Raw genomic sequence first — 23,549 nt, 5'->3', positions numbered from 1 at the left:
TGTCAGATAATGGAATAGGTATATTCCGATCCTTAAAATTGGGCGTAATCCGTTTTAGTATTGGGAACCAACCCTTCGGGGGAGGAAGTATGAAGTGGGGTAGGCCCAATTTCATTGTTTCGGGTAGTGGGCGTCTTGCATGGGTTTGCGCACCGCGGATGAATGGTTCCGCTCGATGGATCGTGCGCACCCATTCCATTCCAATCGGTTTGTAAGAGCGTCGACAGCCGTTCAAAAACCTATGGGGGAAGCCATGATGTCAGCTGGAATTTCGACGAACAGTCACGTCACACGGACAAATCCGTTTCATGTCATCAGTGAAATCGATGCGCTCGGGCTCGAGCACTATGCATCCAAACTCGCCATCATCGATGATCGCGCCCTGGATCGGGAGTGCCTCGCGCAGAGCCTGATTGCGCACGGGCTGCGGATGGATGTCGAGCTGTTTTCAACGATTTCCCTTTGGCGAAAGGCGGCGAACGCGGCGCATGCCGGCGTGCTGATCAATATCGGCCGCGGCAATCTCAGCGAAGCCGCGTTCGTCGCGGACGTTCGGCGGCTGGTCGCCGACTATCCTGGCCTGCCGGTGGTCATCCTTGCGGAAAGCAGGGATCTTCGGCAGGTCATGCAGGCATTCGAGCTCGGCGTCCGCGGCTATATCTCGTCGGCTATCGGCCTGACGGTCTGCGTCGGCGCGATATCGCTGGCTGTCGCCGGCGGCGTGTTCATCTCGGCAGAAAACCTCGAAGATCTGCGCCAGCTCCTCCTCGTTGCCGAAAGCAGGGAGCGACGACGGGCCGAGATCTTCACCGAGCGCGAGATGGATGTCATCGATGCTCTGACCAAGGGTAAGCCCAACAAGATCATCGCCTACGAGCTCAATTTGCGGGAAAGCACCGTCAAGGTCCATGTCCGCAACATCATGAAAAAGCTGCACGCCCGAAACCGGACGGAAATCATTTTCAAGATTTCCGCCATGTTCGACGCGTGACGCCGGCGCCAAAGGCGGAACGTCCAATTCGGGAAAATTCCGGTGCGAGACGTAAGCCTTTCGGCCGTGCGGCGCTGACAAACCGTCAGACTGTCATCCGCCGCGTTTGCTGAGATCCTGCCTATGGCATTGCCAGCCGGAGGAGGGGCCAATGAGAGAACTCATACAGAATTTCGACAACTCGAACCGTCTTCGTCAGCAAGCGCATCGCATCATACCCGGCGGCGCACATACCTATGCCAAGGGGGATGACCAGTATCCATTGCTGTCCCCAGGCTTCATCGTCAGTGGCTATGGCAGCCATGTGTGGGACGTGGATGCCAACGAGTACATCGAGTACGGCATGGGCAATCGGGCCGTGGGTCTCGGCCATGCTTACGCGCCTGTGCTCCAGGCCGTCACGAGCGAACTCGAGCGCGGCTGCAATTTTACACGTCCGTCGAGAATAGAGGTCGAATGCGCTTCGGCGTTTCTGGAAACGGTGCCGTCCGCCGAGATGGTGAAGTTTTGCAAGAACGGGTCCGATGCGACATCGGCAGCGATCCGCCTGGCCCGCGCTGCGACGGGCCGAGATCTCGTCGCGATATGCCGCGACCATCCCTTCTTTTCCACCGATGACTGGTTCATCGGCACGACGCCCATGAATGCCGGCATCCCTGACGCGGTCCGAAATCTGACGGTCGGCTTCCGGTACAACGATCTCGAGAGCGCGCGGAATCTGTTCAAACGCTATCCAGGCAGGATCGCAGCGCTCATTCTGGAGCCTTCGCGGGGGGAGGATCCGGAGGATCGTTATCTGCACAAGCTGCAAACGCTCTGTCACGAGAATGGCGCGCTTCTTATTCTCGACGAGATGATCACCGGCTTCCGTTGGCACAGCGGCGGGGCCCAGCATGTCTACGACATCGTTCCGGATCTCTCGTGTTTCGGCAAGGCGCTCGGGAATGGCTTTGCCATTTCCGCCTTGGCCGGCAAACGGGAGTTCATGGATCTCGGCGGGATCGAGCAGACGGGCGCGCCGCGCGTGTTCCTGCTGTCCACGACGCACGGCGCCGAAACCCATGCCATGGCTGCCGCCATCGCCACGATGGAGGTCTACAGGCACGAACCCGTCATCGAGCATCTTGTTCGACAAGGCACGAAGCTGAGGAATGCCCTGAACCAGGTCGCGACCGCGCATGGTCTGCAGAACCACTTCCATGTCTCGGGACATCCGGCCTGCTTGGTCTATGCGACGTTCGATGCCGCGGGCGAGCCGTCGCAGATGTTCCGCACCCTTTTCCTGCAGGAGATCATTCGGCGCGGCATCCTCGCGCCCTCGTTGGTGGTCAGCTACACGCATTCGGATGAGGACATCGAAAAGACCATCGACGCTATCAGCGAGGCGCTCGTGGTCTACAAGTGCGCGCTCGATCACAAGGTCGAGACATTTCTCATGGGGCGACCGTCGGAACATGTGTTCCGCAGTTTCAACGCGAGACTGCCGCCACACCATGACGCTCCGGGTACAGATGTTGCCGAGGCAAGTTTAGGCCTGGGGGCCGGGCTGGGAACCGGCCTGGGAATAGGTCTGGGAACCGGCTCGAGAACCGGGTGGGGAGCCGACATGCAAGCCGATGTGGAAGCGGGTGTCGCCGCAAGCATTGCAGGTGTTACCGGTCTGGCGGGGCGGATGGGCCAAAAGACGTAGATCCCGACGCACCTGCGACCATGGCATGCCGAGCGACGCCGTATGCGGCAATGTCCGGCCCCCGCGTCCCAGCGGTAGGCTTGCCTGTCCCGTAAATCGAGAGGAGACGGCAATGAAGGTCATGATTACCGGTCATCGCGGCTATATCGGCTCGGTCATGGTGCCCATCATCAGGGACGCCGGCCACGAGGTATACGGTTACGATTGCGAACTCTACCGTCGCTGCACCTATGCGCCGGGAGGCCCACTGCCGGAAGTCCCCGGTCTCTGCCAGGACGTGCGCGATATCACCGAAACCGATCTCAAGGGCTTCGACGCCGTCATTCACCTGGCCGCTCTCTCCAACGATCCTCTGAGCAACCTCAATCCCGAAAACACCTATGCGATCAACCACCACGCAAGCGTCCGCGTCGCGGCAGCGGCCAAGAAGGCGGGCGTGCGGCGCTTCCTCTTTGCATCATCCTGCAGCAATTACGGCGCGGCGGGATCGGGGCTTGTCGACGAAACAGCCACGCTCAACCCGGTAACCGACTATGGCCGTTCCAAGGTTCTCGCCGAGCACGACATTGGCCGCCTCGCCGACGGCAAATTCTGTCCCGTCTACCTGCGTCCGGCGACGGCGTTCGGCCTGTCGCCGATGCACCGCTTCGACATCGTCCTCAACAATCTCACTGCCTGGGCGGTGGCGGAAGGGGCGATCCGCCTGAAATCCGACGGTACGCCCTGGAGGCCGATCGTCCATATCGCGGACATCTCCCGTGCTTTTCTCGCGGCCTTGGAAGCCCCCGTCGATGTGGTCCACAATCAGGCCTTCAATGTCGGCCAGGAAACGCACAACTACCAGATCCGCGATATCGCTCAGATCGTCGCAGAGACGGTGCTCGACTGCCAGCTGACGTATGCAGCGGATGCCAGCCCGGACACGCGGTCTTATCGGGTGGATTTTTCCAAGATCGCCAGAGCTCTGCCGGCCTTTCGACCGGTCCACAGCGCCCGGGACGGTGCCAAGGAACTCTACCGCGCCTACACCAGCGCCAGCCTCACGATGGCCGAGTTCGAAGGACCCCGATACCAGCGGATCGGCCAACTCCAAGACCTTATTGCGAATGGCGACATTGATCCGTCGCTGCGGCGGGTACCCCGGGCGGAAGGGGCCCGGCAGCTGCAGGCGGCGGTGTGATCCATGGATCTGACGACCGGCGCGTTTTGTCCGCCTGACGCCGAGGACGACCCGGACGGCGCGGCCATCTACGCGCTCGCCGCACGGCTCTATCCGATATGCCGCAGCATCACGGGGCAGGGCGTTCTCGATACGCTCGACATTCTCCGAGAGCATATCGACCTCAACGTGCACCGCGTCGCCACGGGGACGCCGGTGTTCGGCTGGACCGTTCCTCCCGAATGGATCGTGCGCGGCGCAAGCCTCAAGGGGCCATGCGGCCGGACGATTGTCGATTTCGCCGATCACACGCTTCACCTCGTCAACTACAGCACGCCCGTACGGGCGCGATTGTCCCTCGACGAGCTGAAGCCACACCTCCATACGCTGCCGGAACAGCCGGACGTCATCCCCTACAAGACAGCCTATTACACGGACGCCTGGGGCTTTTGCATGCGGCACGACCGGTTCCTGGCGCTGGAAGAGGGCACCTACGAGGTCTGCATCGACACCGAAAAGGTGTCGGGACATCTCACCTTCGCCGATTATCTGCATCGAGGGCAGGTCGAGGACGAAGTGATCCTCTATGCCCACATCTGTCATCCGAGCCTGGCGAACGACAATTGTTCGGGGGTGGCCCTCCTGACCTGTCTTGCCGAACGCATGCGGGAGAGGTCGACCTACTACAGCTATCGGTTCATTTTTGCGCCGGGGACGATCGGCTCGCTCGCCTGGCTGCAGCGGAACGAGCAGAGGTTGAACAGGGTCAAGCATGGTCTCGTGCTGTCGTGCGTCGGGGACGGCGGCGGGCCGACCTACAAGCGCAGCCGGCAGGGCCGCGCGACGATCGATCGGGCGGCCGCCTGCGTTCGATGCGGTGCGGAGGAGGTTTCTCCGGCTCTCTCTGATTTCATCCCCTATGGCTACGATGAGCGTCAGTTCTGCTCGCCCGGCTTCAACCTGCCGGTCGGCCTGCTGCAAAGAAGCGCCTTCGGGACGTTCCCGCAATATCACACCTCCGCCGACAACCTCGACTTCATCCGACCAAGGCATCTCGGCGCCTCGTTCCGGATGGTTCAGGACATGCTGCAGATCCTGGAGGCCAACTGGACACCGCTCAACCTCGCGCCGAAAGGCGAGCCGCAGCTCGGGCGGTATGGCCTGTTTTCCCCGATGGGAGGCCACAAGGCCAACAGCGAGCGCGTCATGGCCTATCTCTGGGTGCTCAATCTGGCGGATGGCGACCACACTTTGCTCGATATATCCGAACGATCCGGCATGCCTTTCTCCGAGATCGCGGCTGCCGCAGACACGCTCCGGACCGTCGGGCTTGTGAGCAATCTAGGATTCGTCCGGCTGTAACAGCCCGGCCTTCTCGAGGAGCGGCCAGGCAAGGTCCCGTGACGAGAGCACCGCAGGGGGCGCCGGCCAGTCGATGCCGATGGCGGGATCGTCGTAGCGTAGGCCGCGGGCGCTGCCGGCGACGTAAGGCGTGGAGATCATGTACGTGACCGCGACATCGTCGGTCAGGGACAGGAATCCGTGCGCAAAACCCTCCGGGATGAGAAACTGTGCTCCGTTTTCCTGCGAAAGAACTGTCGAGACCCAGGCGAGATAGGTCGGGGAGAGCGGACGCAGATCGACCGCAACGTCCCAGATAGCGCCGCGTACGCAGGAAACGATCTTGGTTTCCTGATGGGGATGAGCCTGGAAGTGAAGGCCGCGCAACGTGTGCTTCCGCGTCGACAGCGAGACGCTGTGCTGGACGAAACGGTGCGGCAAGCCGCGGCGTGCGAAGTCGTCGACGCAGAACGTGCGGGCAAAGGATCCGCGATGGTCCTCGATCCGTTCCGGCTCGACGATCCAGAGATCGCGAATAGGCGTCTCGGTGAAGTGCATCTGCAGGTCTCGCTTCCGGCCCCGCGGGCCGTTTTGGTGTCTCACGTCGGGCAAGAATTCCCGGATCGGCAGCACTTTGCAAAGACCGACATTGGTTGATCGTCTCCACCGAAAACATGAGGCGGGCCGGGTGCCGGCCCTCCCGTTGCCGAAGGAGGTAGAACCATAGGTAGACGTGGCGCAGAGAACCGCTCGGGGTACGACTATTGGATGACCGCCTAAGCCTACGAGGCCCATCGTGCCCGATCTGTCTTCGTCATATTCTCGTTTTTACACTGCAGACGGGCGTTCCTGCAGGAATAAAACCGGGGGAATTTTGATGGATGCGCGATCGGATTCTGGACAATTCGGTGCAAGGACGGTGCTGGAACGCCGATGCCGGCTCTGCACCGCGCCTCTTCACCATACATTCGTCGATCTGGGGATGTCCCCGCCGTGCGAGAGCTTCCTGGCAGCCGACACGCTCGACAATATGGAAAGCTACTATCCGCTGCATGCCTTTGTCTGCGAGGACTGCTTTCTCGTGCAACTGCCGGAGCATGTGTCGCCGCAGACCATTTTTGAGGAATATGCCTATTTCTCGTCCTACTCGGACAGCTGGGTCGCACACGCCAAGCGCTATTGCGATACCGTCGTTCCGCGCTTTTCGCTCGGACCCGCAAGCCTTGTCGTCGAGCTGGCCAGCAATGACGGCTATCTGCTGCAGCATCTCCTGGCGGACGGCATTCCGATCCTCGGGGTCGAGCCTGCGCTCAATGTCGCGCAGACCGCCATCGACAAGGGCATTCCGACGATCACCCAGTTCTTCGGGTCGCCTTTGGCACGGGAGATGGTTTCGAACGGGGACCAGGCCGATCTGATCATCGGAAACAACGTCCTTGCGCAGGTGCCCGATCTCAACGACTTCGTGGCCGGTATGGCGCTGCTGCTCAAGCCATACGGCGTCATCACCTTGGAATTTCCGCACATCGCCAAGCTGATCGCGGAGGGCCAGTACGATACCATCTACCACGAGCACTTTTCCTACTTCTCGCTGCTGACGATCGAGATCCTGGCGGCGCGGCACGGACTGAAGGTCTTCGACGTCGATCAGCTGCCGACCCATGGGGGATCGCTGCGGGTCTATCTTGCCCATGTCGGCAATCCCGTCGCCTGCGAGCCGAGCGTCGATCAGTTGCGCGATCAGGAACGCGCCGCCGGTCTCGGCGTTCTCGAGACCTACACGGCCTTCTGCCTGGCGGCCCGCAAGAGCAAGAAGGATCTGCTCTCCTTGCTCATCGCGCTCAAGAACGCGGGCAAATCGATCTGCGCCTATGGCGCGCCCGGCAAGGGCAACACGCTGCTGAACTACTGCGCGATCGGCACCGATTTCATCGACTTCGCCGTCGACCGCAACCCCTACAAGCACGGTCGCTTTACGCCCGGCATGCATATCCCGATCAGGCCGGTCGAGGCGCTCGCCCAGGCGCGGCCCGACTACGTCCTCATCCTGCCCTGGAACCTCAAGGCGGAGATCGTCGCGCAGATGAAATCGATCGGCGACTGGGGCGGCAAATTCATCGTCCCGATCCCGCAGGTTGCGGAAATCGATCCGAAGGAGCTCGTGTCATGAAAGTCGTTCTCTTCTGCGGCGGCCGCGGTACCCGGATACGGGAATATTCCGAGAGCGTGCCGAAGCCCCTGATCCCCCTCGGATCCCAGCCGATCCTGCGTCACGTCATGCAGTATTACGCCGGCTACGGTCATGAGGACTTCATTCTGTGCCTCGGCTACAAGGCCAATGTCATCAAGGACTTCTTCCTCAACAGCAAGCCCGAGACCTATGCCGATTGCGTCGTCTCCGGTTCCGGCCGGGTGGAAATGATGGCGGCGCCGACACCGGATTGGCGGGTGGCGCTGATCGATACCGGCATCTGGCGCAATATCGGCGAGCGGCTCTGGGCCGTGCGCGATCAGGTCCGGGGCGAGGAGATTTTCCTGGCCAACTACAGCGACGGCCTGACCGACGTCGATCTCGAAGACATGATCGAGCGGTTCCGGGCCAGCGACAAGCTGGCTTGCTTCCTCGCCGTGCGGCCGCCGCTGACCTACCATCTGGCCGATATCGACGCCTCCGGCCGCGTGCTGGAATTCCGGTCGTCCGAGACATCCGACATGTGGATCAATGCCGGCTTCTTCATCATGCGCAACGCGATCTTCGACTATATGCGCGAGGGCGAGGAACTTGTCCTCGAACCCTTCGCAAGGCTGATCGCCGACGACAAGCTGATGGCCTACAAACATGAGGGCTTCTGGCGGTCGATGGATACGCTGCGTGACTGGCAGACGCTGGAAGCGATGGTGGAGCGCGGCGACATGCCCTGGCTGTCTCGTGTCGCCCCGACCGGCTCGAGCGTCACCACATCGGTCGCTCAACCATGAAGCCGCTCTTCATGGCTTCACCGGGCGAGCGCCTGTCGATCCTTTGCCTCGGCGCTCATTCCGACGACATCGAAATCGGCGCGGGTGGAACGATCCTGGACCTGATCTCGAAGGGCGTCCTCCTCGACGTAACATGGTGTGTTCTGAGCGCCGGGAACCAGCGCGTTGCGGAAGCCCAGGAGTCCGCCACGGCGTTTCTGAAAGGCGCGGCGTCCGCAAGCGTGCGGGTAGCCGGCTTCGACGACAGTTTCTTCCCCAGCCAGAGCCGGGCGATCAAGGCCTGGCTGACTGATCTGCGCGATGAATGCAGCCCGGATCTCATTTTCACCCATGCCCGCGGAGATGCGCATCAGGATCATCGGGAAATCAGCCGGCTGACGGGAAACGTTTTCCGAGACCACCTCATCCTGGAATACGAGATACCCAAATGGGACGGGGATTTTTCGAGGCCGAATATCTACGTCCCCCTCAGCGACTATGCCCTCGACAGGAAGGTCGCCCTCCTGCTCGATCATTTCGGGACGCAGCGGTCGAAGGACTGGTTCGACGCCGAGACGTTCCGCGGACTTGCGCGCCTGCGGGGTGTCGAATGCCGAGCCCCGGCACGTTTTGCCGAGGCTTTCACGGTTAGAAAGATGACGCTTACCTAATAACTTGCCCGATCTGGCAGACCATCGCCGAAATCCATTCAGTCTGATCGCTTTTAGGAGTGCATTCAAATGAGTGTCGATATCGCCCGTTCTCACTTTATACCCCCCTTGGGTCGGCATCAGGACGATGCGCCCCTTGTCGCCCGAAGCGGCAATGGCGGACCCTACGCCCCTCTCGACGACGATGAAGGCTATGTCGCGCTGATCGACAAGCGCATGCTGGAACGAGAATGCCTCGCGCATAGTCTGGAATTTCACCGGATCGACCGGAAGATCCTGACATTCTCCGACCTTGCCGAATGGAGAACGGCAAGCCGCACGATCGGCGCTCCGTCCGCCGTTCTGTTCAACGCCGGCAATTCGGCCGTCGCCCCGCAGCAGCTTGTCGCCGAGATTGCCGAACTGGTCGATGCGATGGCACCTGCCGCCGTGGTCATCCTGTCCGACAATCACGATATCAACGTCATTTTGAACTTCATCGGAGTTGGCGTGCGGGGATGCATCCCGAGCAGCGTGTCCATCGACGTCTGTATCCAGGCCATAAGCCTCGCCATTGCAGGCGGTCGGTTTATCCCCGCCAGCAGTCTCCTCAGCGTTCGCGACCTGCTCGGCATCTCCACGCAGCAATCGGCGCCACCTCTCTCGTTCACGGACCGTCAGTCGGCCGTCGCCGAAGCCTTGCGGTGCGGGAAGGCGAACAAGGCCATCGCCAGCGAACTCAACCTATGCGAGAGCACGATCAAGGTTCACATCCGGAACATCATGAAGAAACTGGGTGCGACCAACCGAACGGAAGTTGCCTGCAAGATCGGCTCCATCGCGATCCAGAGATAGGGCAGACGTCACCATCAAAGCTCAAGGCGGGAAAACGCATGATCAGGAACACAGAACCGTCTTCCCAAGCGCGCGGAGGTCTGCCGCGTCTTGCCGGCCTCGTCTGGCAGCATCGCTTCCTCTTCACGGCTTGCCTTCTCCTCAGCGGGCTCGTTGCTGCTATCGGTTATGTCCGCGCACCCAAGCGCTATCATTCGGAAACGGTGGTCGCGCTCGATGTTCGCAAACTCCAGGCCCTTCCCAGTGAATCCGTCATGGCTCCCCTTCCTCAGGAAAGCCCGGTTCTTCGCACGGAGATCGACATCATCGGATCCCGGTCGATGGCCGAGCGTGTCTATGCCAATCTCGGGCTGGGCCAGCCCGCCGCCGACATCAACGGCAAGAACAGCCGGTTTGCGACGGCGGTCAACGCGGATGGCCGCGCGAAGTCCGTCGACGAGCTTCTGGACAATGTCCGCGTCATGAACGATGGCCGGTCCTACACGATCTATATCTCCTACACGGCGCGAGACCCCGTTTTCGCCGCGACCGTCGCGAACGCGTTCGCCACGGCCTATATCGACTACCAGATCGACCTCCAGACGACGGCGACGCGGCGGGTCAGCGAATGGCTCGGCGAACGACTGGTCAGCTTGCAGAAGAAGCTCGAAGTGTCCGAGCAAAGCGCGGCCGCTTTCCGGCAGAAGGAGGGGCTCGTCGGCGTGGGGGGCACCAACCTCCAGGCACAGCAGCTATCCGGCTTGAACACCGAGCTGACGACGCTCCAGGCTCGGCTTGCCGAAGTCAGAGCCCGACTGGCAACGGCCACCGACGTGCTGCAGAAGGGGGAGGGGGTGGGCCTGACCGAGGTCCTGTCGTCGCCCGCGATCCAGCTGTTGCGGGCGGAGCAGGCGCGGGTGGTCCGGGGTATTGCCGACATCGACCAGAGCGGCGCTCGGATGAACCCGCAACGCCCTCAGCTCGAGTCCCAGCTTGCCTCGCTCAAGAGCCAGATCCACCAGGAGGTTCTGGAGATCGTGTCGAGCCTGCGCAACGAGATCGAAGTCAATCAGAGGCAGCAGAGCGAGGTCTATCGCAATCTTCAGGATGTTCAGCATGTCATGTCGGTCGCCAGCATGGCAACGGTCCAGGCCGCCCAGCTCGAACGCGAGGCCAATGCCAACCGCTCGATCTATGAAACCTATCTTGCCCGCTACAAGCAGATGATCGAGCAGGATGGCATTGCCACCGCCGAGGCGCGGATCATCACCCGGGCCATGCCGCGCGCCAAGCCGACCAGCCCGGACAAGGTGCTGTGGGCCCTGGGCGCACTGCTTGCCGGCACGGCATGCGGTCTGGGGGCTGTCTGGCTGAGAGGTCTCAACTGCCGATCCATCGGGTCTGTCGCAACGCTCCAGCAGAAAACGGGCCTCTCCGTTTTCGGCCGCGTCCCGCGGATGCGGCCGGGCGAGATCCAGGTGGGCCCCGCGATGTTCAGCGGAAAGGCCAACGATTTCCACTGTGCGGTTGCCGAGATCCGGACGTCCATTCAGCTTGCGCAAACAACGCAGCAGGGCAAGAGTCAGGTCTTCGCGCTCACATCGTCGGCCCAAGGCGAAGGCAAGACCTTCATCGTCACCCACCTTGCGCGCTCATTGGCTTCGAGCGGGCTGAAGGTGCTCGTGATCGACGCCAATCTGCGGGATCCTTCGATCGGTGAAGCCTTCGGCGTCTTCAGCGCCTACCATCTGGCGCGCGCGGTCAAGGGAAACCTCGCATTCGACGACGTCCTCCACCGCGACCCCTTGTCTCCGGTCGATGTCATCGTGGCGGAACGGCAGGCCACGCCGCCCGACTTCATTCTCGGTGCCGTGAACTTCAAGCTTCTCATCGCAGAGATGCGGACGCGATACGACCTCGTGCTGCTTGACTGCCCGTCCTGCACCTTCGAGCTCGACCTCGCGAGGATCGCCTGCATGGTGGATGCGGTCGCGTTCGTGGTCGATCCGGAACGGGCCGACAGCCTGGTTCTCCAGGCGGCCGCCGATCGTCTGCGTGCCAAGGGAGACCAGGTGCTGGGGATGGTGCTGAACGGTGTCCGCCGGCGCAAAGCTCAATCAGGCAACCGCGCGGGCCCCGTGATCCTCGATCCGGCCGGCAGCCGGCAGATGAAGCCCGGACCCCGGTCCGCTCTCTTGGCAGGAGAATAGCGATGCAGGTCGATTTGCAGTCCCGCTTGCCAGTGCCGAAGGCACGTCTGAAACCGATGCTTCTGCACGCAGCTGTCGTGTTCTGGACGGTGGTCCTTACCGGTGCTGCCCCGGCGCAGGCTGCGGGCGTCCATCGCGTGATGGCCGGTGATGTCCTGATGATCTGGGTCTATGGCGATACCGGTCTCACCGGCGCTTTTCCTGTCGGCGAGGATGGCACGATCGGCTATCCCATCCTCGGAAACATCCCGGTTGCCGACAAGACCACAGTCGAGATCGGGGATGCTCTTGGAAAAGCCCTTGCCGAGCATGTACCAAATCTGTCCGTAGCGGTGACCGTGAAGGAGTACGCGCCCGTCTTTATCGTCGGAGAGATCCAGAAGCCCGGAAAATACGAGTTCCGCCCGGGAATGATCGCTCTGGAACTCTTCGCGCTCGGCGGCGGACTTCGGGACGTCGCCACGCGGACGGATGTATCGGGCGTGCAACTCATCGCGGCGCAGCAGGACTACGAGGACATGGCGCTCCAGCTGCTCGGGATGGAGGTCAAGCAGTCCCGGCTGGAAGCGGAACTGAACGATACGCCTTTCGATGAGAAGGCGATCAGCCTGTCCGGCCGCGATCCGCTTGTCGTGCAGCAGATGGCGCATGCGGAGGCCGGTATCTTCAACCTGCGTCTCGCCGCGCTGAAAAACGAACGCGACAATCTGGAGATCCAGAGCCGGAATTATGCGGAAGAGATCGAGACGCTGACGAAGACGGGCGCCTTGCGCAATCAACAGTTCGAATTGCTCCGCCAGGATGTGGATGCTGCGCAGGAACTCGTGACCAAGGGCGCATCCACGCAGTCGGCCCTGCGCGAGAGAAAGCGTGACCTTCTGGCGATGAACCAGCAGCTTCTGGAATTCGGATCCTATCTGGCGCGGGCCCAGCAGAACAAGAACGAGGTGGAGAGGCGGATCGCGGAGCTTTCAAGCATCCGCCACAACACCGCGGCCACGGAGCTCCGGGACATCCGGCTCGAGATACTGCGCCTGCGGCAGAAAATGACCTTCAGCGGCCAGACCATGGCCGAAATCGGCCTGACGGCCAAGCGCGTCAATGCGATCGAGGACACTGTCGAAACCGCGTTCACCCTCGTGCGGCTGGTCAACGGAGCCTACCAGGAGACCGCGATTGACGAACATACGGCCCTTCAGTCCGGCGATGTCATTCGCGTTCGCCTCGTTGCACATCGGCCCGGAGCGCGTTCCGCCGCATCGCCGACGCAACAAGCGCTGCGCTGATCCGTTCCGGACGCACAACGGAATGGCGTCGACAGACGTTCGGCGCCGACATGCGAGGCATCTCTGCCATTGCGGAGGCGTTGCGATCGTTATCTCGTCCGGGTGCCGACGACTGGTCCCTCGTTGTCCATGTCGAAACCGGTCCAGGTCGACCCGATATCCACCCAGCTATTGTCGGCATGCATCGTCACGAAGCCGCGGCTGCCGTCCCCGTCGACGCCCGTGCCGTCGAACCGGTTGTGATGGAGCACTGTCCCGATGCGCTGCGGATGGGGTCCCGGGGCCGCCTTGAAGGACCCGTCAGGCGTCCACATCAACTTGTAGCCGTCAACGAAGCCGTAGCGGACACCGGCAAAGCTGTTTCTATCGAAAACCGTCCCGTTGAAATCCGAACCATCCGCATCCCATGTTTCGTACTCGACGCCGATATGCGCGATGTTTTCAAACCTGTTCTTCCGATAGACATTGCCAAGCCCGCCCCAGATGCCCGGCACACCCGTTTCGGCAAATGTTGTCCCGACATAGAGGCCGCTGTTGCTGTTGGTGACCCAGTTATTGGAGTATTGCAGGAAATAGGGGCTGAGGCCGGCGTTGGAGCCGAGCGCGACGGTCATCATGCCGTGCCGCATCCGGGAGATGCGATTGCTGTCGACCACGACGTCGTAGACATTGCCGTAAAGCAGCACGCCGGTCGTGTCGGAATCGTGCAGGCTGTAGCTCGACCGACCCTCGAAGCGGTTGTCGTAAATGGCAGCGCGATCCGCGACCGCCGCGAGGGCAAACCGGCTCGTCCTGTCCGGAACGACGACCCACGGCGCCTCCAGAACGACCGTCGCGCCCGAATGCGACAGGATGTGGCGATGTTGCCCGGCCCCACGCCCGCCGACGATGACCAGATCCCGGCCGCCGGGCACCTCCTGCGGCATGGCATCCAGCGACTGGAAGGTAACCTCTCCGGCGGATGCGGCGACGACGTCCGTCTGCAACAACTGGCTGCCATAGATCTCGAAACAGATCTGTTCGCCCTTGTTGCAATCGACTTTGGCGCAATCGCGGGGTCCGGCATTGTGCGAGACATTGCCGCCCCAATAGAGATTCCGCATGCTGCCTCGGTGGGTCTGGGCGACGAAGAAGCGGCCGATGCCGTTTCCGTCCTCCTGCGCCTCGTCGGCGTTGGTCAGCGTGTTGTCGGTCATCGAAAAGTCCCGTCCACCCCAGAGAGCTGCCACGGATTCGCCGTCGCCCGTCATCCTGAAACGGTTCCCGGACAGGAAGACCTGCCGGCTGTTTCCGTAAAAGGAACCGTCTTCGATGAGTTCGGAGGATAGGATCGCGAGGCCCTCCACGTCTTGAGCCTCGATAGCCGCAGTGCCCCACGCGTCGAGCTTCACGTGGTCGAGCCGGATGTTGCGGGCCGACCCTAGGAACAGGAGCGGGTTCTTGCCGGTGTTGCGCGCTGCGTTCAGCGTGAGATGCTGGAACTGAACGTTGCGACCGGTGGCGGCGACCATGCTGGCTGCCAGCGGCGTCTGAAGCCGGATCTCGGTCTTGTCGCTACCTGCGCCGCGCCATGTCACATTGTCGGGCGCGACCAGCGTCTGCGAGACAAGGTACGTTCGGGCCGGGAAAACAAGCGTCGAAGGCGCCACCGACCGGGCCGCTTCGAGGGCGAGCGCGATCGCCTCCGTATCATCCGCCGTGCCGTCCGCGACCGCGCCGTAATTTTGGACGTTGACGACCGTGTCGGCCTGACGTGCCCAGCGGGATCGCAGAACGACGTCGAGCGATAGAGGGCCGCTCCAGCCGTACTTGCCCCCATGGCCGTTGTGCATCCAGACCTCGTACCGTCCCGCAGCGAGCTCGGGGATATCGATGTCCACCTTGAACGGATTGACTGCGACCGGCGTGACATACCAGCCGGCCCTGCCAGTGGGCTTCAGGTAGACAAGGCTCGACAGGGTTCCGGTCGAGGTGGCCAGATTCCGACCGTAGATCGAAATGCGCTCGCCGGGCGCGCCATTGTCGGGCCCCACCCACCAAGCCTCCGTCCGATTGATCGCGACCGGCGCGCCGCGATCCTTGCCGCGCTTCGGCCAGAGCATGAACATGGTTCCAGCCGGAATGCCCTCCGGCAACGCCAAAGTCGCGGCCGTGGTATCTGCCGAAAGAGGCCCGATCTCAGTGATCGCGCCCCGCGTTGCCGTCGGCACCTGCGAAAATACGTCGAATGTCGTCGCGCCGTCGAGATCCACCCCGGTCATGGAAACGACTTCGCCATGATCCGCGGTGCGCGATATCTCGGCGATGGCGGGAGCCGTGCTGCCGGCCGGGGAAAGAGGAGGGTCGAAGCGGTCGACGCCGGGGGGGAGGGCCGGTTCTGGAACAGGCACCGGAAAGGCGAATGGCGACCACCCCGGCTCCGATACCGCAAGATCTCCGCTGTCGTCCTGTCGCGGAAACGGCCCGCCCCCGTCGCCCGACAGAGGTGAGGCAAGCAGGAAGAGGGCGATGAACAGACCTTGTCCGAGCCGAAATTTCATCGTGCGTTCTTTCGGCCTCTTACGGCGGGTCCGGTTGGAGGCGGCTGTGCATGATATCCGTCATCGAAACGGGTTACTCGGCGGCGATCTGAGCTTCGCCCTGCCAGCGGCGATAAAGGTCCTCGATACCGCTTTTCAGGCCGACGCTCGGCGTCCAGCCCATGGCTGCGAGGCGGGAGCTGTCGAGAAGCTTTCGCGGTGCCCCGTCCGGCTTGTCGCGATCAAAGACGATACGGCCGTCATACCCGACAATTCCCGCGATGAGACGGGCCAGATCGGCGATGGAAAGCTCCAGTCCGGATCCGATATTGATGAGCGAGGCCTGCACTTCCCGCTTCAGGAGGAAGACACAGGCATCCGCAAGATCATCGGCATGCAGGAATTCGCGCAACGGCATGCCGCTGCCCCACAGCGTCACGCTTGGCGCCTGGCGTATCTTGGCCTCATGCAGCCTGCGGATCATTCCGGGGATGACATGGGACGATTGCAGGTCGAAATTATCGTCCTGTCCGTAGAGGTTTGTCGGCATCACAGAAATGGAGGGGATGCCGTACTGCCGGGCATAGGCCTCGGCCAGTTTGAGCGAGGCGATCTTGGCGATCGCGTAGGCTTCGTTCGTCGGCTCCAGGGGTCCCGTCAGGAGGTCTTCCTCGCGCATCGGCTGGGCGGCATGCTTGGGATAGATGCAGCTCGATCCCATCCAGAGCAGCCGCTCGACGCCGACGGCGGCCGCCGCCTTCATCACGTTCATGGCAATCATCGTGTTGTCGTAGAGAAATTCGGCGGGGTACGTTGCGTTGGCAACGATTCCTCCGACCTTTGCGGCGGCCATCAGGATGACCTGGGGGCGCGCGTGGTCGATCCACTGTTCGGTCTCCGCCTGGCGCGTCAGGTCGACCTCGCGGCGGCGAACGGTCAGCACCTTGCAGTTCTCCTGCGCCAGCCGGCGAACCAGCGCCGAACCGACCATGCCGGTATGGCCGGCAACCCAGACGCGCTTCTCTTCGAGGCGGAACGTTGCTTCGGTCGTTTCAGGCAAAGACATCGTTGCGCCCCTCCTGACGGCTGATGAGGCGCAGGTCGGACTGCACCATGTCCGCAACCAGATCCTCGAACGAGGTCGTGTGATGCCAGTCGAGTTGACGACGCGCCTTGCTGGGATCGCCCATCAGGAAATCGACCTCGGTCGGACGGAAGTAGGTGGGATCGATCTCGATCAGAATCTTTCCGCTTTTCGCGTCGATCCCGACTTCGTCCACACCCTTGCCTTCCCATTCGATTTTTCGGTCGACGGCGCCGAACGCGCGCTCCGCAAAGTCGCGAACCGTATGCGCCACTCCCGTTGCCAGCACATAATCCTCAGGCTCGTCCTGCTGGACGATGCGCCACATTCCATCGACGTAATCGCGCGCGTGTCCCCAGTCCCGCTTCACGTCGAGATTGCCGAGATACAGTTTTTCGGCAAGGCCGTGCTCGATCGACGCAACGCCCCGGGTGATCTTTCGGGTGACGAAAGTTTCGCCCCGCAAGGGACTTTCATGGTTGAAGAGAATGCCGTTGGAGGCGTGGAAACCGTAGGCTTCGCGATAATTGACCGTCATCCAGTAGGCATAGAGCTTGGCGGCCGCGTAGGGGCTGCGGGGATAGAACGCGGTCTTTTCGTGCTGCGCCGTCTCGCCCATGCCGCCGAACAGTTCCGACGTCGAAGCCTGGTAGAACCGGCAGCTTTTCCCCAGCCCGAGGATGCGCATGGCCTCGAGCACACGTAGCGTCCCGAGCGCGTCGGAATTGGCCGTATACTCGGGTGTCTCGAAACTGACCTGCACATGGCTTTGCGCCCCGAGATTGTATATTTCGTCCGGACGAACGTCCTGGATGACCCGGCAGAGATTGGTCGCGTCGGTCAGATCGCCGAAATGAAGATGGAAGCGCGTGTCCGGTCGGTGGGGATCGCCGTAGAGATGATCGATCCGAGCCGTGTTGAACGACGAGGACCGCCGCTTCAGTCCGTGGACGATGTAGCCTTTGGACAACAGCAACTCGCTGAGATACGCGCCGTCTTGTCCCGTCACGCCGATGATCAAGGCTGTCTTGTCCGCCATGTGTCCGCTCTCGCCGCTGGATGATCGGCTCAGCTCCTGAGCCCCACGTCGATTATAGGGGGGCCGCGTCGCGCGGCAGCTTGCCCAAAGTGTTATGGCCGGTCGCCGACGCTCCATCATTAGGCGTAGGCGGCCGCTTACCGTCACCGGACATTGCTCGGCCCGCCTCGGGGCGCCTGCCGGTTAAGGCTCGCCCCGGCTCTGCGGTTTTCGACGAAAGCATAGGTCATTCGCCGAAAGGATTTGGCGACGGCGCATTCGATCCGTGAGAACAGAGAGAGGTGAGAGCGGGAGGACGCGATGCTCGACATCATCATCATCGGCGGCGGGATTGTCGGGATCGCGACGGCGTGGCGCCTGCAGGCGGCTTATCCGGGCATCGGGATTGCGGTCGTCGATAAGGAAGACAGGCTTTCCGCGCATCAGACCGGGCGCAACAGCGGTGTTGTCCATGCAGGCATCTACTATGCGCCCGGCAGCTTGAAAGCGACCTTCTCACGTCGGGGGCTGACCGAGACGATTGCGTTCTGCAAGGATCATCATCTGCCCTTCGACCAATGCGGCAAGCTGCTGGTCGCGACGACACCGCATGAGGTGACGGTGATGGACGCGCTCCACCGGCGCGCGGCTGACAACGGCCTTCATCTTCTCAAGCTCGATGCGGCATCCCTGCGGGAGCGCGAGCCGAACATCGTCGGACGCGGCGCGATCCTCAGCACCTCGACGAGCATCGTCGATTATGCCGCGATCGTCCGGAAGATGGCGGAGCTCTTCATTGCCGACGGCGGGTCCGTTCTCACATCGACCGACGTTCACGATCTCAGGGAGGACGGCGCGCGCGTGACGGTGGTCCTGTCGAACGGCCACAGCCTGGAAGCGCGAAACCTCATCGTGTGCGGCGGACTGCAGGCCGACCGTCTGGCGAGCATGTGCGGTGTCGGCGGAGACTTTGCCATCATCCCCTTCAAGGGAGAGTATTTCCGGCTGGCCGCGCGCCACGACGATGCCGTGAGGCATCTGATCTACCCTATTCCGGATCCGGCTTTGCCATTCCTCGGTATTCATCTGACCCGCGCAATCGGCGGATATGTCACTGTCGGACCGAACGCCGTTCTTTCCATGGCCCGGGAAAACTATGCAAAGCTCGGCCTGGATCCGAAGGATCTCAAAGCCATGCTCACATTTCCCGGGTTCTGGCGAACCTGCGTCCGGCACCTGCGCCCCGCCTTGCGGGAGATCGCCAATTCGGCCCTTCGCGGCGTGTACCTCGATGCCTGCCGAAAATACATGCCGACGATCGAGCGGGACGATCTGAAGCCGCATCCTGCCGGGATCAGGGCGCAGGCCGTCATGCGCGACGGGCGGATGGTGCACGACTTTCTGATCCGCACCACAGCCCGAACGATCCATGTCTGTAACGCGCCGTCTCCCGCCGCCACCTCGGCCATTCCGATTGCCGATCACATCACGGCGCTTGCTGCGCAGACATTCGCTCTGAGACGCGCAAACGCCGCGTTCAGCCGGGATGTCCGTTCGCGATAGCGCCAGTCAACCGAGGTAAGCTTACATGGTTTTGTTCGTCACCTCCGGTGACCGGGAACCCGTGTCCGATCACCTCGCCACAGCATCGTGATGACGCAGTAAAGCGTGCAGCGCGTGCAGGCGTAATCAGGCAACCCGTCGCGAATGATCGACGCACGCTCGCTCACGCCGTCCTGACCAAATCCCCCGTAAGGGCACTCTGTCAGGCTTCGAGAGATCCACCTTTATTCGTTGCAATCGTTCTGTCGCGTCCAGCACGCATCATCGGGAAACCGACTGCTTTTGCTGGTGGCGCCTGACCATGAGGCTTCTTGCAGGATACAAAGTAATGAAAGGATTTGTAAATATATATTTAGTATAATCTGGTATGAGCGATTTCGAGTAGTCCGTGTATTTTATTCGTCATCGTCTTACGAAAGATGGATGAGACATGTTTTTCTACGGTTCTTTGTGAAACGCCCAGAGTAAGCGCGATAAGCTTGGCCTGCATGCCGCCGAGTAACAATTTCAGGACGTCTTGTTGTCTTGGAGTGAGCGTCGATAGGAGTTGGTTGGCGCGTTCCGACGCTTTTATTCGGGATGGCGGGACCAGGACAACGGCGACGTCAAATGTATCGTTCGTATCTTTCGGCGACAGCAGCATGGGAAGTGAGTCACTGTAGATCGTTCCTGCGTCCAGATCATCTGCAATCGTTCGAAGGAGTTCAGCGAGTTTGGACGAGGGTGGCGGGATCACCCGTTTATCGGCTTCTGACATTAAGTACATGATAGCCCTCCCGAATATGTAACAGCGGATAAAGTATAGATGCTGATCGACGACAATATGGTCGACGCTCGCCTCAGCGACGGGGAGGTGGCGCCGACACGAAAGGTCGACGGCAAGATGCTCGTTGGATCGGCGGATCTTGCCCCCGCAACATCCGCTGCAACTAAGCACAATCCGCGCAATGAGTCCAGTGTCAGAGAAAGCCAAGCCTTACGACGGACGATTAGCAACGCTTACGAAAGTCGCGCGGCGTCATGCCCTCGGTGTCCTTGAAAGCCCTGACGAAATGGCCCGCGGTCCCGAACCCGACCTGCGGAGCGATCTCGGCGATCGTCAGCCCGGGCCGCGTCAGCAACGTTTTCGCGGCCGCCATCCGTTTCGCCATGACGTAGCGATGGGGCGGACTTCCGAACGTGTGTTTGAACGTTCTGGTGAAGTGATATCGGCTCAGGCCTGCCACCTTTGCCAAATCCTCGAGCGAAAAGGCGGTCCCGAGATTTTCCTCGATGAAGCTGACGAGCAACCGCTCCTGTGCCATCGAGAACTTGCCTGTCCGACGTTCCTCCAGGTCCGCAACGCTTGTCCGACCGAGTTCGATAACGGCAAGAAGGGCAAGGGTTTCGGCGTAGAGGCCTCCGTCAGATGCCTCGTCCTGCATGATCGTCTCAAGCTTGGCCATCGTGGACTGCAGCGCGGCGTTCTCGAAGTAGATCAGTTCGCGTTCACCGATGCGCATGGCCGAACGCTCCGTTTCCTCGGTCAGAAACGTTCGGTCAAAGCAAAGGACCGTAAACGTGTTCTGTCGGGGCACCGTTTTAGACCATCCCGCGACCGGGCACTCGGCGGGCAGAAAGGTCATCTTGTTGCGGATGTCCGTCGCCTGTATGTTGGCGCCTCCGGCGACCGACATCTCTCCGTCGGTCATGACGATGTCGTGTGTCGCGAGGTAATGGTTTCCGCCACTCCAGGAGTAGGCATATTCCGCGCTTGGCGTCACACGGACATAGTCAAGCGAGATGCCCTTCCATCTCACGATCTTCTGGACATCCGGACGATGGTCTGCCTTGAAATTCAGTTTCAAGACAGGTCCTTGAGGCGGGAACTGCGAACCCACATTCCACTCCGCTTCAAGCCCTGCTCTCGCGGGCGTTCTCGCTGTTAGGAAAGCATAGAGGCGACGGCGCTGCAACAGAACTCGTAAGCGGACGCTCCGACGTGATCGGCGGACAGCGGCAATTCGAACCAGCACCGGCGACACGCCAGTTTACAATCGCACCCAATCACTATGTCGAATACGCGCTGAGGCTCTTTGTGCTCCAACACGTGTCTCCCGCTGTCCATCAGCCGTCTGTCAGACCTGGCCCGACCATCGCCCATCTTCCTCGAAATCCTATGTTCGGCTATGACGACATATGGCAGAAGCACGTCAGATCGCGGGGGTTCTTTCGGGCAGTATTCCGAGAGGCCAGTCCGAGCCCAGCCTTTCGCGGCAATTCGTGCTGGCGGCGGCCGTCGTGCTTATTTTCGGCATGGGGACCATCGGGCTGTGGGTCAGCAGCCGGATCGAGGAGGCGGTGACGCATAATGCCGCGGCCGCCACGGCTCTCTATGTCGACAGCATCATCGCACCCCTGACGCAGGACATGGCGGATTCGGGAACCTTGACCGAAGGGGCGAAGCTGGCGCTCAAGGAAACCCTGAGCCAGGGCGTGCTCAGCCAGAAGATGTTCTCCTTCAAGATCTGGACTCCGGACGGCAAGATCGTCTTCAGCAATGAAGACAGCCTGATCGGCAAGCGCTTCGGCATGACCGAAGGATTGTCGGAAGCCCGGGCCGGCCGTATCCATGCGGAGTTCGAGCATCTTGGCGAGGCGGAGAACGCGCTGGAGAGCGCGAGCGGGATCCCGCTCCTCGAAATCTACAGTCCCATCCGCGAACCCTGGTCGGGCAAGATCATCGCGATCGCAGAATTCTACGAGGCGGCACAAGACCTGCGGCACGAGCTCAACATTGCGCAGTTGCAGAGCTGGTTGGTCGTCGCGGTCGTCACGCTCTGCATGCTCGGCCTGCTCTACGGCATCGTCGCCCGCGGCAGCCGACTGATCGTTTCACAACGCTCCGCGTTGAACGAGAAGGTCGAGACCCTGTCGCGTCTTCTGACGCAGAATGCCGTCCTGCATCGCCGCGTCGAGCAGGCGGCGCGGCGCTCGGCCAACCTCAACGAGCGTTACCTGCGACGGATCTCCGCAGAGCTTCACGACGGTCCGGCACAGCTCCTTGCCTTTGCGTCCCTGCGGTTTCCGTCCGTGAAAGAGGGAACGACGGACGGTGACGAAGCGAGACGGGTGAAGGACGCCCTCGACGAGGCAATGCGGGAAATCCGCAATATCTGCCGTGGGCTGACCCTTCCCGAACTCGAGACCTTGTCGCCCGTCGACGTGATCAATCGTGCGGTGTCGGCGCACGAAAGTCGCACCGGGACGGAGGTCATGCTGGAACGCGCCGCGACCCTGCCTGCCTTGTCCCAGGCCGAAAAGATCTGCGTCTATCGCTTCCTGCAGGAAACCCTCAATAATGCCGCCCGTCATGCCGGCGCGAAGGGCCAGCGCGTCGTCGTCAAGGTCGGGCCGGATGGCTTCTCGCTGACCGTGTCGGACGACGGTCCCGGCTTTGACCGTGCCGCGTCCCACGAAGGGCTGGGGCTTGTCGGACTGGAGGAGCGGATCGCCAGCCTCGGGGGCAAGCTTCATGTCGAGTCCGCGCCGAACCGGGGAACGAGACTGACCATGAACCTGCCGGGAAAGACAGAATGACCGAGAAAACCATCCGTATTGTCATCGTCGACGATCATCCGATGTTTCGTGACGGCGTAGCGCGCAGTCTTTCGGGAGAACCGGGTATCGAGGTCTGCGGAGAAGGCGCCTCGGCCGACAACGCCGTCGAGCTCGACCGGGTGTTGAAACCGGATGTGATGCTGCTCGACCTGTCCATGCCGGGCGGCGGGCACACTGCGCTGTCTGCCATTCTCGCGCAATCGCCCGACGCACGGGTCCTCGTTCTGACAGCCTCTGAAGAGGACGATGACGTTCTTAGCGCGCTGCGGGCCGGCGCGCGAGGATATGTGTTGAAAGGTGTCAGCGCTGCAATGCTCGTGGAGATCGTCCGAGGCGTCGTCAGCGGCGAGAGCTACGTTTCGCCGTCGCTAGCCGCGCGCATTCTGGCGGAGTTGCGCCCCGGAGCGCGTGCACGACAGGAAGGGCCGACGCCCGAGGCCGCAGATCCCCTGTCCACCCTGACGCGCCGCGAAGAAGAAATCCTGCGTCTGGTGGCGGATGGCAACAGCAACAAGGAGGTCGCGCGGCAGATCGACCTGCAGGAGAAAACCATCAAGCATCACATGACGCGGATCTTGCACAAGCTCAAGGTTCGCAACCGGGTCGAAGCGGCCATGGTCCTCAAGGATGCGCAAAAACGGTAAGG

18 protein-coding genes and 1 pseudogene are annotated in these 23,549 nt (G+C 61.7%); 13 read left to right on the top strand and 6 right to left on the bottom strand.

Annotated elements, in window-relative coordinates:
* Positions 1 to 253 precede the first annotated feature (253 nt).
* The 4 genes and pseudogenes from ASG03_RS09650 (at position 254) to ASG03_RS09635 (ending at position 5,202) form a co-directional block, all read left to right on the top strand.
* Positions 254 to 991, top strand: a complete 738-nt coding sequence (locus tag ASG03_RS09650; protein WP_244475209.1) for a LuxR C-terminal-related transcriptional regulator — start codon at positions 254 to 256, stop codon at positions 989 to 991.
* Between the two features lie 151 nt (positions 992 to 1,142).
* Positions 1,143 to 2,465, top strand: a pseudogene (locus tag ASG03_RS09645) (glutamate-1-semialdehyde 2,1-aminomutase); the annotation flags it as partial.
* 328 nt (positions 2,466 to 2,793) lie between these two features.
* On the top strand, positions 2,794 to 3,861 hold the full coding sequence (locus ASG03_RS09640) for an NAD-dependent epimerase/dehydratase family protein (RefSeq protein WP_062693393.1): 1,068 nt from the start codon (positions 2,794 to 2,796) through the stop codon (positions 3,859 to 3,861).
* 3 nt (positions 3,862 to 3,864) lie between these two features.
* Positions 3,865 to 5,202: a DUF4910 domain-containing protein gene (locus tag ASG03_RS09635; protein WP_062693392.1), complete on the top strand. Its 1,338-nt coding sequence runs from the start codon at positions 3,865 to 3,867 to the stop codon at positions 5,200 to 5,202.
* On the opposite strand, the gene rfbC is transcribed toward ASG03_RS09635, so the two are convergent.
* Positions 5,182 to 5,739, bottom strand: a complete 558-nt coding sequence (gene rfbC / locus ASG03_RS09630) for a dTDP-4-dehydrorhamnose 3,5-epimerase (protein ID WP_062693391.1) — start codon at positions 5,737 to 5,739, stop codon at positions 5,182 to 5,184. The two genes, ASG03_RS09635 and rfbC, sit on opposite strands and share 21 nt — an antisense overlap.
* 319 nt (positions 5,740 to 6,058) lie before the next feature.
* On the opposite strand from rfbC, the gene ASG03_RS09625 reads away from it, so the two are divergent.
* The 6 genes from ASG03_RS09625 to ASG03_RS09600 all read left to right on the top strand — a co-directional run bounded on the left by ASG03_RS09625 (position 6,059) and on the right by ASG03_RS09600 (position 13,119).
* Positions 6,059 to 7,351 carry a class I SAM-dependent methyltransferase gene (locus ASG03_RS09625; RefSeq protein ID WP_062693390.1) on the top strand — a complete coding sequence of 431 codons (1,293 nt, stop codon included), beginning with the start codon at positions 6,059 to 6,061 and terminating at the stop codon, positions 7,349 to 7,351.
* Positions 7,348 to 8,160, top strand: a complete 813-nt coding sequence (locus ASG03_RS09620; RefSeq protein WP_062475644.1) for a glucose-1-phosphate cytidylyltransferase — start codon at positions 7,348 to 7,350, stop codon at positions 8,158 to 8,160. Before ASG03_RS09625 ends, ASG03_RS09620 begins: the two co-directional genes overlap by 4 nt.
* Positions 8,157 to 8,810 (top strand): PIG-L deacetylase family protein, encoded by a 654-nt coding sequence (locus ASG03_RS09615; RefSeq protein WP_062475642.1) that lies wholly within the window; start codon positions 8,157 to 8,159, stop codon positions 8,808 to 8,810. Before ASG03_RS09620 ends, ASG03_RS09615 begins: the two co-directional genes overlap by 4 nt.
* A gap of 69 nt (positions 8,811 to 8,879) precedes the next feature.
* Positions 8,880 to 9,644 carry a LuxR C-terminal-related transcriptional regulator gene (locus ASG03_RS09610; protein ID WP_082475644.1) on the top strand — a complete coding sequence of 255 codons (765 nt, stop codon included), beginning with the start codon at positions 8,880 to 8,882 and terminating at the stop codon, positions 9,642 to 9,644.
* A gap of 38 nt (positions 9,645 to 9,682) precedes the next feature.
* Positions 9,683 to 11,833 (top strand): GumC family protein, encoded by a 2,151-nt coding sequence (locus ASG03_RS09605; RefSeq protein WP_062693389.1) that lies wholly within the window; start codon positions 9,683 to 9,685, stop codon positions 11,831 to 11,833.
* Between the two features lie 2 nt (positions 11,834 to 11,835).
* Positions 11,836 to 13,119, top strand: a complete 1,284-nt coding sequence (locus ASG03_RS09600) for a polysaccharide biosynthesis/export family protein (RefSeq protein WP_062693388.1) — start codon at positions 11,836 to 11,838, stop codon at positions 13,117 to 13,119.
* Positions 13,120 to 13,208: 89 nt separating this feature from the next.
* Here ASG03_RS09600 and ASG03_RS09595 read toward each other — a convergent pair whose 3' ends face one another.
* The 3 genes from ASG03_RS09595 to gmd all read right to left on the bottom strand — a co-directional run bounded on the left by ASG03_RS09595 (position 13,209) and on the right by gmd (position 17,761).
* Entirely contained in the window at positions 13,209 to 15,659 is a 2,451-nt protein-coding gene (locus ASG03_RS09595; protein ID WP_082475642.1) for a glycosyl hydrolase family 28-related protein, read from the bottom strand.
* A gap of 73 nt (positions 15,660 to 15,732) precedes the next feature.
* Entirely contained in the window at positions 15,733 to 16,704 is a 972-nt protein-coding gene (locus ASG03_RS09590; RefSeq protein ID WP_062693387.1) for a GDP-L-fucose synthase family protein, read from the bottom strand.
* The gene (gene gmd / locus ASG03_RS09585; protein ID WP_062693386.1) at positions 16,691 to 17,761 is read right to left on the bottom strand and encodes a GDP-mannose 4,6-dehydratase; all 1,071 of its coding nucleotides are present in this window, start codon (positions 17,759 to 17,761) and stop codon (positions 16,691 to 16,693) included. The genes ASG03_RS09590 and gmd overlap by 14 nt, the downstream gene beginning before the upstream one ends.
* A 300-nt stretch (positions 17,762 to 18,061) precedes the next feature.
* Between gmd and lhgO the strand changes: the two genes are divergently transcribed.
* A complete protein-coding gene (gene lhgO, locus ASG03_RS09580) occupies positions 18,062 to 19,303 on the top strand; it encodes an L-2-hydroxyglutarate oxidase (protein ID WP_062693385.1) in 1,242 nt (413 codons plus the stop codon).
* 352 nt (positions 19,304 to 19,655) lie between these two features.
* On the opposite strand, the gene ASG03_RS09575 is transcribed toward lhgO, so the two are convergent.
* Together ASG03_RS09575 and ASG03_RS09570 are read right to left on the bottom strand one after the other, a co-directional pair.
* Positions 19,656 to 20,069, bottom strand: a complete 414-nt coding sequence (locus ASG03_RS09575; RefSeq protein WP_062475622.1) for a LuxR C-terminal-related transcriptional regulator — start codon at positions 20,067 to 20,069, stop codon at positions 19,656 to 19,658.
* A 223-nt stretch (positions 20,070 to 20,292) separates the two neighbouring features.
* Positions 20,293 to 21,150 carry a helix-turn-helix domain-containing protein gene (locus ASG03_RS09570; RefSeq protein ID WP_062693384.1) on the bottom strand — a complete coding sequence of 286 codons (858 nt, stop codon included), beginning with the start codon at positions 21,148 to 21,150 and terminating at the stop codon, positions 20,293 to 20,295.
* Between the two features lie 331 nt (positions 21,151 to 21,481).
* Here ASG03_RS09570 and ASG03_RS09565 point away from each other — a divergent pair, with 331 nt between their 5' ends.
* Both ASG03_RS09565 and ASG03_RS09560 read left to right on the top strand, forming a co-directional pair.
* Positions 21,482 to 22,882, top strand: coding sequence for a sensor histidine kinase (locus tag ASG03_RS09565; RefSeq protein WP_062475612.1), 1,401 nt, complete (start codon positions 21,482 to 21,484; stop codon positions 22,880 to 22,882).
* Positions 22,879 to 23,547, top strand: a complete 669-nt coding sequence (locus ASG03_RS09560; protein ID WP_062475610.1) for a response regulator — start codon at positions 22,879 to 22,881, stop codon at positions 23,545 to 23,547. Before ASG03_RS09565 ends, ASG03_RS09560 begins: the two co-directional genes overlap by 4 nt.
* The last annotated feature ends 2 nt before the right edge of the window (positions 23,548 to 23,549 follow it).

It is taken from the genome of Rhizobium sp. Leaf341, assembly GCF_001424325.1.
Lineage (GTDB): Bacteria > Pseudomonadota > Alphaproteobacteria > Rhizobiales > Rhizobiaceae > Ferranicluibacter.
Note: the sequence above shows the minus strand (reverse complement) of the source record. Positions and strands in the feature narration are given on the sequence as shown.

Coding starts and splice junctions, on each gene's coding strand:
- ASG03_RS09650 (WP_244475209.1), top strand. CDS start 254: ATGATGTCAGCTGGAATTTCGACGAACAGTCACGTCACACGGACAAAT.
- ASG03_RS09640 (WP_062693393.1), top strand. CDS start 2,794: ATGAAGGTCATGATTACCGGTCATCGCGGCTATATCGGCTCGGTCATG.
- ASG03_RS09635 (WP_062693392.1), top strand. CDS start 3,865: ATGGATCTGACGACCGGCGCGTTTTGTCCGCCTGACGCCGAGGACGAC.
- rfbC (WP_062693391.1), bottom strand. CDS start 5,739: ATGCACTTCACCGAGACGCCTATTCGCGATCTCTGGATCGTCGAGCCG.
- ASG03_RS09625 (WP_062693390.1), top strand. CDS start 6,059: ATGGATGCGCGATCGGATTCTGGACAATTCGGTGCAAGGACGGTGCTG.
- ASG03_RS09620 (WP_062475644.1), top strand. CDS start 7,348: ATGAAAGTCGTTCTCTTCTGCGGCGGCCGCGGTACCCGGATACGGGAA.
- ASG03_RS09615 (WP_062475642.1), top strand. CDS start 8,157: ATGAAGCCGCTCTTCATGGCTTCACCGGGCGAGCGCCTGTCGATCCTT.
- ASG03_RS09610 (WP_082475644.1), top strand. CDS start 8,880: ATGAGTGTCGATATCGCCCGTTCTCACTTTATACCCCCCTTGGGTCGG.
- ASG03_RS09605 (WP_062693389.1), top strand. CDS start 9,683: ATGATCAGGAACACAGAACCGTCTTCCCAAGCGCGCGGAGGTCTGCCG.
- ASG03_RS09600 (WP_062693388.1), top strand. CDS start 11,836: ATGCAGGTCGATTTGCAGTCCCGCTTGCCAGTGCCGAAGGCACGTCTG.
- ASG03_RS09595 (WP_082475642.1), bottom strand. CDS start 15,659: ATGAAATTTCGGCTCGGACAAGGTCTGTTCATCGCCCTCTTCCTGCTT.
- ASG03_RS09590 (WP_062693387.1), bottom strand. CDS start 16,704: ATGTCTTTGCCTGAAACGACCGAAGCAACGTTCCGCCTCGAAGAGAAG.
- gmd (WP_062693386.1), bottom strand. CDS start 17,761: ATGGCGGACAAGACAGCCTTGATCATCGGCGTGACGGGACAAGACGGC.
- lhgO (WP_062693385.1), top strand. CDS start 18,062: ATGCTCGACATCATCATCATCGGCGGCGGGATTGTCGGGATCGCGACG.
- ASG03_RS09575 (WP_062475622.1), bottom strand. CDS start 20,069: ATGTACTTAATGTCAGAAGCCGATAAACGGGTGATCCCGCCACCCTCG.
- ASG03_RS09565 (WP_062475612.1), top strand. CDS start 21,482: ATGGCAGAAGCACGTCAGATCGCGGGGGTTCTTTCGGGCAGTATTCCG.
- ASG03_RS09560 (WP_062475610.1), top strand. CDS start 22,879: ATGACCGAGAAAACCATCCGTATTGTCATCGTCGACGATCATCCGATG.